The 12,954-nt window shown below is 50.3% G+C and carries 11 protein-coding genes; 1 reads left to right on the forward strand and 10 read right to left on the reverse strand.

Features of this window, described 5'->3' with window-relative positions:
- The first annotated feature begins 63 nt into the window (after positions 1–63).
- Complete coding sequence (locus DPF_RS06315; protein ID WP_141721073.1) at positions 64–438, forward strand: hypothetical protein; 375 nt, start codon at positions 64–66, stop codon at positions 436–438.
- Between the two features lie 338 nt (positions 439–776).
- Here DPF_RS06315 and glmS read toward each other — a convergent pair whose 3' ends face one another.
- The 10 genes from glmS to pyrE all read right to left on the reverse strand — a co-directional run bounded on the left by glmS (position 777) and on the right by pyrE (position 12,941).
- Positions 777–2,600 carry a glutamine--fructose-6-phosphate transaminase (isomerizing) gene (gene glmS / locus DPF_RS06320; RefSeq protein ID WP_069858141.1) on the reverse strand — a complete coding sequence of 608 codons (1,824 nt, stop codon included), beginning with the start codon at positions 2,598–2,600 and terminating at the stop codon, positions 777–779.
- A gap of 64 nt (positions 2,601–2,664) precedes the next feature.
- On the reverse strand, positions 2,665–3,273 hold the full coding sequence (locus DPF_RS06325; protein ID WP_069858143.1) for an XTP/dITP diphosphatase: 609 nt from the start codon (positions 3,271–3,273) through the stop codon (positions 2,665–2,667).
- A 142-nt stretch (positions 3,274–3,415) separates the two neighbouring features.
- A complete protein-coding gene (locus DPF_RS06330; protein WP_069858145.1) occupies positions 3,416–4,864 on the reverse strand; it encodes a two-component system sensor histidine kinase NtrB in 1,449 nt (482 codons plus the stop codon).
- 131 nt (positions 4,865–4,995) lie between these two features.
- A complete protein-coding gene (locus tag DPF_RS06335) occupies positions 4,996–6,258 on the reverse strand; it encodes a M48 family metallopeptidase (protein ID WP_069858147.1) in 1,263 nt (420 codons plus the stop codon).
- 206 nt (positions 6,259–6,464) lie between these two features.
- Positions 6,465–7,583, reverse strand: coding sequence for an alanine dehydrogenase (gene ald, locus DPF_RS06340; RefSeq protein ID WP_069858792.1), 1,119 nt, complete (start codon positions 7,581–7,583; stop codon positions 6,465–6,467).
- A gap of 58 nt (positions 7,584–7,641) precedes the next feature.
- The gene (locus tag DPF_RS06345; RefSeq protein WP_069858149.1) at positions 7,642–8,493 is read right to left on the reverse strand and encodes a sugar phosphate isomerase/epimerase family protein; all 852 of its coding nucleotides are present in this window, start codon (positions 8,491–8,493) and stop codon (positions 7,642–7,644) included.
- Positions 8,494–8,595: 102 nt separating this feature from the next.
- The gene (locus DPF_RS06350) at positions 8,596–10,413 is read right to left on the reverse strand and encodes a M99 family carboxypeptidase catalytic domain-containing protein (RefSeq protein ID WP_083254514.1); all 1,818 of its coding nucleotides are present in this window, start codon (positions 10,411–10,413) and stop codon (positions 8,596–8,598) included.
- Positions 10,322–11,029, reverse strand: coding sequence for a hypothetical protein (locus DPF_RS06355; protein WP_069858153.1), 708 nt, complete (start codon positions 11,027–11,029; stop codon positions 10,322–10,324). Before DPF_RS06355 ends, DPF_RS06350 begins: the two co-directional genes overlap by 92 nt.
- Positions 11,026–12,306: a L,D-transpeptidase family protein gene (locus DPF_RS06360; protein WP_069858156.1), complete on the reverse strand. Its 1,281-nt coding sequence runs from the start codon at positions 12,304–12,306 to the stop codon at positions 11,026–11,028. Before DPF_RS06360 ends, DPF_RS06355 begins: the two co-directional genes overlap by 4 nt.
- A 56-nt stretch (positions 12,307–12,362) precedes the next feature.
- Entirely contained in the window at positions 12,363–12,941 is a 579-nt protein-coding gene (pyrE, locus tag DPF_RS06365) for an orotate phosphoribosyltransferase (protein WP_231702142.1), read from the reverse strand.
- Between the last annotated feature and the right edge of the window lie 13 nt (positions 12,942–12,954).

Below are 12,954 nucleotides of genomic sequence, written 5' to 3' on the forward strand. Positions count from 1 at the left end.
CCTGACGAGTATGCTCCATTCATACAGTCTCTTTACGCCGGGCTCGGACTTGTCCGGGAGCATATGAAGGGTCGGGCACTGTCCGGAAAGACCGACAAGCAGGATTTTGTGCTTGCAGATTCCAAACTGGTCCGACTGACTGTGAAAAAAACCGGGACCGACTTCGCAGGGATCATTGAAAAGGGCGAATCCACATTCGGTCCCGGCGGTCTGATGCAGGTATACTTGAATCTGGGCGATCCCGGTGTTGCAGAGGCTGTCACCATCCTGCGCCAGCGGGGGTACTTTTTTGGCGGCCTGCTTCCCTGCTGGTTCGGGTCTGACGGCATGATCATGCAAAGGGTGCCCCGGCAGCCGGACTGGGATGCCCTGCAACTCTACGGCAAAAAGACCAGGGCTATTTTCGAATATGTCCGAAGTGACTACATGGATCAATAGGTGTACTGGTCGACCAGTGACCGGAATTGTTGAGGCGTGAGTTCCTCGCCTGTATCCTGCTCCCTGTCCCGCCAGACCACTGACGGGTGATCCTCCTCCCATCTATCAAGGCACTTTGCTGCCCCGGACCCGCTGCCATGGGGTACAAAATGGAAAATGGGGTCTTACAAGGATTAAAGTTATAATACTTTGATACACTTGTATTTTTACCGTTTTTTATGTGGTTAAGCGTGAAAGTCGAGTCCAGTAGAATACAAAAGAAGTGCCTTTTCTACTTTGATAGAAAAGGCACTTCTTTTTGTTCATGGCATGAATGATATCAGATATCCCTTTTCAAGCTATTCCACGGTCACACTCTTGGCCAGATTTCTGGGTTGATCCACATCCTTGCCCAGGTAGACGGCCATTTCATAGGCAAAGAGCTGCAACGCCGGGAGCACGAAAAAACTGCCCAGCGGTCCCCTTACCCGCGGGATGACCCAGGTGTCCTCTTCCTGGATATTGGCTCCCTTGTGGGTCAGGGCGATGATCCTGCCACCGCGGGCCTGTACTTCCTTGAGATTGGACTTGACCTTGGGCAGGAGAAAATCGTCCAGGGCCAGGGCAAAGGTGGGAAAATCCGGTTCGATAAGGGCAATGGGTCCGTGCTTCATTTCGCCGGAAGCATACCCTTCGGCATGGATATAGGAAATTTCCTTGAGCTTGAGGGCCCCTTCCAGGGCCAGGGGAAAATTGATGCCCCGGCCGAGATAGAAAAAACTTTTGGCCCAGGCATATTCCCTGGCCAGCTTTTTGGCCTTTTTGCGGATCATGGGCAGCTCTTCCTTGAGCTGCTTGGGCAGGGCAAGAAGACCGGGCAGAATCGTATCCCTGACTTCCTGACGCAAGGTCCCTTTCTTCTCCCCCCAGTAATAGGCCAAAAGGGTCAGCAGGACCAGCTGGCTGCACATGGCCTTGGTGGAGGCCACACTGATCTCGGGACCTGCCTGGGTATAAATGACCGCATCCGACTCCCTGGCCACGGAGGATCCGACCACATTGCACAGTCCCAGTACGGGAACCCCCTTTTCACGGACAATGCGCATACCCGCCAAGGTATCGGCCGTCTCTCCCGACTGGCTGATGGCCAGGACTAGGTCATCCTTGTCCAGGACCAGACTCCGGTAACGAAATTCCGAGGCAATCTCCACCTGTACGGGGATCCTGGCCCACGACTCAATGATATACTTGGCCCACAGGCCGGCATGATAGGATGTCCCGCAGGCCACAATGCTCAACCTTTTGGGCACGTCCATGGTTTTCAGTTCCGGGATATCCAAAGTCTGTTTGCGCTCGTCCACACGACCGGCCAAACAGTCCCGGATGACCTGGGGCTGCTCAAAGATTTCCTTGAGCATGAAATGCTTGTACCCGGATTTCTGAGCAGCCTGCAGATCCCAAGCAATGTGCTGGTTTTTCTTGCTCAGGGGTTCCAGGGTCTCCACGTCATAAAGTTTCCAGGAATTGGCATCCATCTCCACCATCTGGTTGTCTTCGAGAAAGATGACCTCCCGGGTGTAGGGCAGAAAGGCCGGAATATCCGAGGCCACAAAATTCTCGCCCGCTCCCAGACCAAGGAGCAGAGGACTTGCATTGCGCGCCGCCCAGATCTTGCCGGGATTTTCCAGATCAATGAGGGCAAAGGCATAGGAGCCATCCACCTGTTTCAGGGCCCAGGAAATGGCCTCGGGGATGGAATCCTTGAGCCGGGCACCCTTGGAGATGAGATAGGCCAGCACCTCGGTATCCGTATCTGACCAGAATTTGTGACCTTCCTTTTGCAAGGCATCCTTGAGTTCCTGATAATTTTCAATGATCCCGTTGTGGACCAGGGCAAGGCGGCCCTGGTCATCAATGTGCGGATGGGCGTTTTTCTCCGTGGGCAGTCCATGGGTGGCCCAACGGGTATGACCAATGCCATAGGTGGCCGAAAGGGCGTTGATCCTTTCCAGCTTTTTTTCCAGGACACTCAATTTACCTTCGGAACGAACCACATTGATCCGATCCTTTTTCATGTAGGCGATGCCGGCCGAGTCATACCCCCGGTATTCAAGGCTTTTGAGTCCTTCCACAATGATGGGCAAGGCAGGCCTGTGACCCGCATATCCGATGATCCCGCACATGTATTACGCTCCTTGTTTATCCCCGAAAAGGCAGATGCAAAAAAATGCTCTTCACCATATTATTTCAGACCCTTTCCCAAAAAAGCGGCCATTGTTCAAGCAAAGATTGCAGGGCCTTGCCCCTGTGGCTGCGACTGTTCTTCATGGCCCGGTCCATCTGGGCCGAAGTCATGCTGGCCGCATCATCCCAAAACACCGGATCATAACCAAAACCGTTATCACCCATGGGAGACGTGGTGATCCTTCCCTCCCAGGTACCTCGGCTGACCAGCATCTCTCCATTGGGCGCATAGGCCGTTATGACACACACAAAACGGGTGGTTCGTTTGCTGGTGGGAATATCTTTCAACTCATCGAGAAGTTTGCGATAATTGCGTTCATCGGTTGCATCAGGCCCTGAATATCTTGCCGAATACACGCCGGGACGGCCGTCCAGGGCATCCACTTCCAGGCCGGAATCATCAGCAACAGCCACGTGCCCGGTCAGTCGGGCAACGGTCTCGGCCTTGATGCGTGCGTTCTCCTCAAAGGTGGTTCCGGTCTCCTCGATTTCGCCGATCTGGGGAAAATCCCGCAATCCACAGATGGTGATATCCGGCATGAGTTCCTTGAACATGGATCTGAATTCCGCAATTTTACCCTGATTGCCCGTGGCAAGTACAATGGTGCTCATCAACTCGTCCTTATCTGTTTCTATGGTTATACATCATCCATGCAATATGATGAAATATCGAGTCATTCATGCATACCCGCTGCACAGGAGTACGGTTCGGGAAACAACCACGCAATGACAGCACCAGGTGTATCCAGCGCAGTCACTTTGCTGCATTGTTCTTTTTGAGCAGCAGGGTTACCATGGTTCCCTGTCCCTTGGTACTGGTCACCTCGATACGGCCCCCTATCTCCTCGATGACCTTCTTGGTCATGGCCAGTCCCAAACCCGAACCGTTCTTCTTGGTACTGAAAAAGGGGTTGAAAATGTCTTCCATATGTCTTGTGTCGATCCCCGTACCTGTGTCCACCACCTCGATACTCACATATGCACCCTGATCACGGGTGGTCACGCTGAGCTCTCCGCCCTTGCCCATACTTTCAATACCGTTTTTGACCACATTGATCAGGCTCTGTTTGATGGCTTCGGCCCGTCCATGCACCGGAGGAAGATTTCTGGTCAGATGCAGCTTGAGATGAACGCCCTGCTTCTCGCACCCCATGCCCATGACCTGCATGGTCTCTTCAACAATCTTGTTCACCTCGACCATGCCGTGTTCATGGGGTGTGGGCCGGGCAAAATTGAGAATACCCCGAAGAATGGTGTCCAGCCGTTTGGATTCGTCCAAGATGATCTGTACCTTCTGAAGCGCAGCCGGTGAAAGCTCCTCCATCTTGAGCAAGGATCCGGCAAACCCGCCAATGGATACCAGGGGATTACGGATTTCATGGGCAATATATGCGGCCAGTTCTCCCAGGGCCGCCATTTTTTCGGACTGTTGCAGCTGCTTTTCCATATGCGTCCGTCTGGAAATGTCCCGACGCATCTCCAAAAGCGACGTCACACGGGATTGGTCGTCCAAAATGGGGTACACATAAATCCGGAAATAGGTGAGCTTGCCCTGACGATCAATGCGCACATGCATGCCTTCGCTTTTGGTGGAAGTCCGCAAAGCCTGTTCAAAGGGATCGATATCCTGTTCATCCCATGAGAGGGTATGCTGATCCCAGGCCATTCTTCTGGGTTTACCCAGAAAGAACGAACGCGGTTGCCCAAGGCGCTCACACACGTTTTTGTTCACATCAAGAATATTGCCATCGGTATCAACAAACAGGATGTCATCGGCCACTTCGTCCAGCAGGGTTCTCAACATGGACCTGGCCGTGGACAGATCATTCTGGCAGGATGGGCAATATGTTTCCCTGGTCACAAAATCCCTGAGAATGGATACGGTCCTGGCATCGACCAAGGACAGCGTTGCGGGAATCCTTTTACGAAGACGGGCAAGCAAATCAGGGTCATCCTCGAGAACCACCAGCATCTTCGTATCGGGCCGATGAGCCAGCAGGGCAGGAACATCATGACTGATGGCAATGCCCTGATCACGGATCAAGGCGGCATCCGTATCCTGCTCGGAAACCACAACCCCTGTCAGGAAGACTTCCGGAAACAGTTCCTGCAGGGCGTGATCGTCCAAGCGCTGGATAAACTCATGTATCTGTGAAACCTTGCCCACCAGACCCATGCCAATCAGCAGACTGTTCCTTCTCATTCTTGCTCCCTGCGCACCCCGGCGCTCCCTGTGGTAGTGACAAAGCCCGACAAACATGGCTCCAGCAATATCCCGCGAAGTTGCGCGTGGCAATGGCTAATGGCTGCAATCTGTCCTGTTCCCTCAGCAGTTCACGGTGCTTCATGGAATCCACCCGCCCGGGCAAGCCTCCGGATTGCCCTGATCCGTTCAACCACCGGAGGATGGGAATACCGCAACGCCACATACCAGGGGTGTGGGGTGAGATTGGACAGATTATCTGCAGCAAGTTTTTTCAGGGCCGTTACCAAATCTTCAGGATCATCAATATGAAGGGCCGCGAATCTGTCCGCCTCCCATTCATGTTTCCGGGAAAAAAAATTGCTTACCGGTCCAAGGACCAGAGACAGGGGGGTATACAACAGGGCGAAAATGACCAATCCCGTGTGCACCGAAGGAACTTCAACACCAAAGGCCGCGGACAATTCCCTTGCGCCCATGACCTGGGCCATGAGCCAGAACACGACTCCTGTCTTGGCAATGCCCATGATCAATCCCTTGATGATATGTTTGCACTTATAATGCCCGACCTCATGGGCCAAAATGGCCACCAGCTCCCTGACAGTGCGTCTTTCAATAAGGGTATCAAACAGGGCTATCTGTTTTCTGGATCCAAATCCGGTGAAAAAGGCATTGGACTTGGAGGACCGTCTGGATCCGTCCATGACAACAATACCGGCAAGCCTGAATCCGACCCGTTCGGCAAATTGCGTGACCGCATCCCTGAGCTCTCCCTCCTTAAGCGGGGTAAAATCATTGAAAAGAGGTAAAATGAATCGGGGAGCGCCATAATGTATGGTAATCATGAACAGGGTAGTACATCCCCAACACCAGATCCAGGCCTGATGGTCCGTGCGCATGAACAACCAGAGCACGACTCCCAGCAAGACACCTCCCAAAACCATGGTCAATGCATAGCCCTTGAGTCGATCCGACCAGAAGGTGCGCATGGTCGTGGTGTTGAATCCGAACCGTTCCTCCAGCGAAAAGGTCAGGTAGAGGTCAAACGGAATGGACAGCAGATCCGATGCCAGACCGAGAATACCAAAATACACCAGTCCGACCACAAGGGGGGAAAAACCCAGGGATCGCACCCAACCATCCAGCAAGCCAATGCCTCCAAGGGAGATGAACATGACCACAAGCAGGTACTCAAAGGTTCCCTTGACCATGGAAAATCGGGATCGGACACGTGTGTAGTCCTGGGATCGGGCGTAGGCCTTGGCATCAAGGACATCCGTGAATGCATCGGGAATGGCCGAAGAAAGACAGGACAGATTCCTGTTTTCCAGAACGAGATCAAGAACCCAGGCAAGGGTCAGAAAGATGAGCACCAACAACAAAAAGGGATTCATGACAATCATGCTTACAGGTTGAAAATGAAAAAGCCCAATCGCACCCGCAATGCGGGATCAAAAGCCCCTGCCTCTCAACTGGCGTATCGGACCGTTGCACATCTGGCCGGGAAACAGTTTGCAAACAGAATCAGCGCGACTGTCTTTGAAGACCGCCGCGCTGACAGTTGACGCCATGACCCAACCGGCAAGACGCTGGCAAGACGCTAGAAAAGGTCACCGGCAAGGCGGCAGGCCTTCTGCATGGCAAAGGCCTCGGCAACCGGTTCACAGGTCAGGGTACCCTTGTAAATATTCAGTCCACGCATCAGGGCTCTGCTCTCGGTGCAGGCCTTTTCAACTCCCTTGTTGGCCAGTTGCAAGCCGTATCTGATGGTGGCGTTGTTCAAGGCAAAGGTGGACGTCCGGGCGTAAGCACCAGGCATGTTGCTCACACAATAGTGGACAATGCCCTCTTCTTCGAAAACAGGATCATCATGAGTGGTTGGAACGGATGTTTCCGTGCATCCCCCCTGATCAATGGCCACATCGACAATAACAGCGCCCGGACGCATGGAACGAAGCAGGGAACGGGTTACCAGTCTGGGAGCCTTGGCCCCGGGAATGAGCACCGCACCAATGACCAGATCGGCCCGTTCAAGGGTCCGCTTGAGGTTGATGTGATCACTGTACACCGGAAATACATTGGCCGGCATGATGTTTCCCAGATGTTCCAACGTGGCATGATTGATATCCAATATGGTCACCCGTGCGCCCAGACCGGCGGCCACACGGGCTGCATTGGCCCCCACGGTACCTCCGCCAATGACAACAACATTGGCGGGAAGAACCCCGGGAACCCCTGTGGGTAGAACTCCTCTTCCTCCCTTGGGACGCCCCAGATAAAAGGCCCCCATGAGAGGTGCCATACGGCCAGCCACTTCGCTCATAGGTTTGAGCAGGGGAAGCAGACCATTGTCTTCCTGAACGGTTTCATACGCCAGGGCCGTGATCTTACTGTCCATGCACGCCCTGGTCAGCTTGTGGCTGGCTGCAAAATGAAAATATGTGTAAACGAGCTGGCCTGGACGCATGAGGGGATATTCAGCAGGCAGGGGTTCCTTGACCTTGACGATCATGTCGGACTGTTCCCAGACATCGGCTGCCGTGGGTACAATGGTTGCTCCGGCCTGAATATACTCCTCATCGGCAATGTCCGAGCCTTGTCCCGCCCCTTTCTGGATGAAAACCGCATGGCCATTGTCCACATAGGTATGGACCGATGCCGGGGTGAGACCGACCCGATATTCATGATTCTTTATTTCCGATGGGCAACCAATGTTCACAACAACCTCCGAGAGGTAAAAAATCCAATGATAGGCAACACATCTCAAGAATGGATGTTCAGAAAGAATCGTCAAAGGGAATGGACAGGATATCCTCGAGATAGGTTTTGCTCACTCCAAGCCGGGCAAACCACGCAAAATGCTCAAGCATGAAAACCAAACTGTCCTGGAGATCCTTGGCAGAATGGGGTTCAAGAGTAATGGTAGGCACAAGCTCCATGAGCTCCAGGGTGGCAAAGACCTCGTTCCAGGGCACGGATCCGTTGCCAAGCCCCAGATGAAGATCCCTTAATCCGCTATTGTCATGCAAATGCACATGGCCAAGAAAGGAGCCGAGTTTTTGAAGCCACAGTCCGAAATTTTTGCTGTTGGCCCCGCGTGCAAACGAGTACCAATGCCCAACATCCAAGCAAAAACCACATGTTTCGGCATGAATTTCCGAAAGAAAATCATGCATGACACCTGGTTCCCGGCAATACACGTTTTCAAAGAAGACCTGGGGATGATCCTGCCAGGCATGCAGGATGGATCGCCATGATTCCAGAGCCCAAGATGACCATTCGGAAAAACAATCGGCATAATGTTCCTGATAGCCTGTATGCGCAATCAGATGAACCGGATTGTACAAACGGGCTATTTGAAGGGAGTCCTGCAGCCGTTTGCACGATGCCTTGCGTATGGCAGCATCAGGGCTGCCCGGATGGAGATCCATAAAGGGAAGATGCACAGCGCAGTCAATGCCGGCCTTTTGGAATTCGCCTGACAAAAACTGATGGTAGCCAACATCAAGGCTATCCAAGGTTTTGGCATCCAGGCCTATTTCAATATTGATCTTCCGATGTACACAGATATCAAACACATTTTTGTTATGGGCCAAGAGTCGGATGGGAAAGGCTACAAAAAAAGACATTTTTTTCCAACCTCGTTGTTTGGGTGAACAGGAAGGATCATGCCATTCTCCATGCGCCATTTTCCTGATTCAACCCCCATCAGGCATGGATGGGTAAGGCTACTATGGCAAAACAGCTGTCGCTTCAGCAGCCAGGGTGTCAGCCACATGAATCCGTATGTCATGAAGATGTTTGAAATCCCTTGCTGTGTACATACGAAGAACATGTGATTCACCCGGCTGCCAGGTCATGAACTCATTGAACGACACGGGCCAGTCATCCACAAGAATCATGGCGTCTGAAACATCCCGCGGTGTCCAGATATCGCTGATCCGATATGATCCCGGCGGCATGACAATGGATGTATCAGCCAATGAAATAACGGTTTTTTCGGATACTGCATTCACTAGTTCAATAGCTTTGACAACGCAAGGATGAACTCTGAAATGTAAGACATTTCGAGGTGATCCAGGCGTTTCTCGGACAACCCGGAAGAGCCAGCATCCATCGGCTTCCTCGCGTAGATATTTCCCCAGAAAATTGGATTTTCTGATCAGCACGGGATTTTCTACGTCCTGACCACTATTCCCATGTTTTTCAGATACAAATCCCTTGACGTTCAGAATTTCATTTTTCCTGCCATTCCAGATTCCTTCCATGATAAGCTGATCTCCTTCAAAAACATCAACAATGGTTCCGGAAGGTCTGCAATGTATGTTGTTATTGAGTGAATAAATAAAAATGGGATGAACGGCTGCCTGGTTCTTGGACCACGTTCCCTTCCACTGAATGGGAATTTTTCTGACAATTTTCCCATCCACGGCAAACAGTAAATATTGAAAGGGATCAAGCGGGAGGAATTCCATGCCAAGAATATTGTAATCCCGTCTTCTTGATGTATAAACAGCATACTCCCTGGATCCATCATACTTTTCTGATCCAAACAGGGAAACGGAAAGAGGTGTATAGGCATGCAGAGTTATGTGACCATTACCAACAGGTTGTCCATTGATACGCACATTATGCAGGGGATCATGCCATGTTGCAATCTCGTCAGGTCCTATATCCGGGATGGTGCAGGATACACCGAATTCATCCAAAAACGCCTTGACCACCTCGATCTGCCGTCGAACCTTCCAGTCAAGGTCAAGAATGTTCTTGCTCACCTCAACAGCCACTGCCGGAATGTGCAATTGCTTGACCGCATAAAAACTCAGTGACTTTTGCTGCTCGGGGTAGCTGGTACGCGGAGAGAACGTCTGGGTATTGAACAGTCTGAATGCCCATTTGCTGGGAACAAGGTTTCTGTTGACCCGTTCCAGAACCTTGTGGGCCATGTCAGCCAGATAGAGCTGGTCCTTGAAAACAGCCGTATCAATAATGACCGACTGTCCGAAACGATGGGGACCGCGCAAACGGTCAATGGGGGTGGGATGATAAAAGCCGCTTCCTTCGTGCAGATGAATGAAGCCATCACACTTGCCGATGAGAAATTTGATAACCCGAGCCAGGCGGTCTTCGAAATACCTATCATAATCGCGATCAAAACGGCGATTGAGATCAACATTGCATTGGCGTTGGTGCATGTTGATGGAAGGAACATCAGCCCTGGGAACGACAATGAGATTGCCGGCGTGCACCTTGGTTCGACTCAGGATCTGCCCGGCAATAAATCCTGCATCCTCATCACCCTGGATGCCCCCTTGAATCATAATTGTTGGTCCGGGCTTGTCTCCTTGTATAAAATGAACCCGGAGAGGATATTGGGTATCCTTGAAAAAAACAAATTGCCTATGCCCTGATTCACCTTCATGAGACATTGCAGGAACAGAGCACAGCAAAATCAAACTACAAAAGAATATTTGACAACAAATATGTTTCACGAAACACCGTTTTACCTGGTGATTGATTAATTGTAATGCGAATACCAAAAATATCATTCTTCACAAGTTGTTTTGGAATAGGAATACGTACATTGTATTGTTTCATCCTTCTAAGCTCAAAAAACATATCACTTCGTGTTTCTACGTCAACAACATCGCCAGAAGATGAAACAATATGAATTACAACATTTCCATTAACAACTCCATTATCTTCAAAATTACGTTTATTAATATCAAAAGATAAATTTATAAATTTTTTTATAAATTTTGCCTGAACATTACTAGCAATCAAAACATTTTTATCTATAGATCCAAAAATATCATTAAGATTAATATACGACTTGTCTGTATTATTATTCTTTATCTCTATAATTTTCGTATCAAGAGCAGCACTACCATTAACATCATATTGCTGCATCTTTTCAATATTACGAAGACGTTTCAACTCCATATTATTATCAAGCAAGGTATTTTGCATATTTTGCAGATCAATATCGAGTTGTTTATTTTCATTCCAAAAATAAAAAACACCATACCCGCCGAGAACTGCACACAATCCAACGAGTATGGTTCCATATATTAAGGCCTTGACACACCAAGGATGCATCCTCACGCGGTATACATCCTTGTCGTCACGCATAACGAGAATACTTATTAAATTTTTGTCATTCATGGATCCAGTCTCTTCCATGTTTCAGAAATGATACGCCAATGATTTTCGTCTATTCGCTTCAGGACAAGCGTTTTGATCCCCTTGTCGGCATAGCCATTTTCAGCTTGGTAATATTGGGTAAATCGAACACGAGCACCATCGTTTTGCAGACGCACAACCGGATTTTCCATGAGAATCCTGGTCGGCTTTTTTCCCTGCTTGATGAGATTGTTCTTGTGTTCAGCAATCGACCGTTTCCCGTGGATACCGCCTTGTACGGCATTATGGGTATAACAGGTCATATACTCTTCAATATTGCCTTGTTCCCATGATCTTTTCCAATACTCAACCCACTCAACAATCTGGGTGGTTATCTTGTTCACATATACATTTTCCAACCCAGTAGGAGTGCTGAACCATTCACTCCCGATAATTTTCCATCCTCCCGCATCATCAGCCTTCCAATACAACCGCTTGATGCCTTCTGATGTAAAGCCCGGAGCCTTATACAACTGTTTGAAATACGTTACACAATATTCTTGACCTTCAATACATTTTATGTCGTCGATCACGACATCAATCCACGCATATCTTTGAAACAATCCCTGCTTATGTTCAAAAAAGCTCTTGGAAAAAAAATGGGGATCATAAAACGAAAAAAAACGAGATGCTTTGTTATCCCATGCCTGGGCCCAGGTGGTGGTGGCCTGTATCAATTGTTCACTGATGCTCTCGTGTGCCGGCACATCATTGTTCAGGGATATGGTATGACCGATAATGACCGGTGTTGTATTGATCTGAACTTCCGACTGGAAGGTTTTGATGTCATGGTTGTTAAGGGCAACACACCCTCTTGTCTCGTGAGGCTTGATGGGTTTGCCCCGACCATGCAGCCATATGCCGTGCCCGGTCTTTCCCTTGGCCTGATCAACAGGATTGGGGAAATTGAGCACAAAGGCGAGATCCCCATACAGGCCGAAATTGAGTCCCTGCTCCTTTTTCCCCTGGATGAAATAGATTCCTTCGGGGGTTTTCATGTCTCCCTCGCGAAACTTGTCACCATTGACCTTACCTGTTGCGCAAGGGATTTTTTTCACCAAATCGAGCTGTTGGGAAACATTGTTTTTCCGAAAATACAACAAAACCTGCTTACTTTTATCAATGGCAAACAGGGAATCAGGACCATGGGAACTCATGGGCCAACTCAGGGCCCAGGTTGGATGCGCGTTGCCAAACACGACCAACATACACATCCCGACAATAAAGAACATGCTTGTATGACAACGTGTTTCAATCATGACTGCAGTATTCCTCGTATATACAATGCGCCAAAAAGGGTTGTGGAGTCATGGCGTTAGGCGAAATGGCCTTCCTGGAGAAGGGAGGCACGAGTGAACAGAGCCTCAAGGGTGTATCCTTCCAGGGCAAGGGCATCGGCTCCTCCTTGTTCGCGATCCAGAACACAGATGACCTGGGCAACCTTGAGCCCCGCATCCTCTACACGTTTGCACGCGGTGATCAGACTTCCCCCAGTGGTGACCACATCCTCAAGCATGCACACCTGGTCACCCGGAGAAAAATTCTTCAATCCCTCCAGGTACTGGTTGGTGCCGTGTCCCTTGGAGGTCTTGCGCACAATAAATCCCGGCAGGGGCATGTTTCTTACCTGGGAAAGAACACTGACCGCAGACACCAGGGGATCGGCCCCAAGGGTCATTCCACCAACTCCCTGGATCCCTCCATGTCTGGCAATGATATCCAGGCACAGGTTGCCGATGAGCCAGCCCCCCTCTGGATGCAGGGCGGTCTGCTTGCAGTCAAAATAATAGTCGCTTTGCTGGCCCGAGGTGAGCACAAAGGAACCCTCCAAATAGGATTTTTCCAGAAGGAGCTCAGCCAGACGGGTACGCATGGACGTATTGGTATGGGTCATCATGTACTCGAGA

It is taken from the genome of Desulfoplanes formicivorans (assembly GCF_001748225.1).
Lineage (GTDB): Bacteria > Desulfobacterota > Desulfovibrionia > Desulfovibrionales > Desulfomicrobiaceae > Desulfoplanes > Desulfoplanes formicivorans.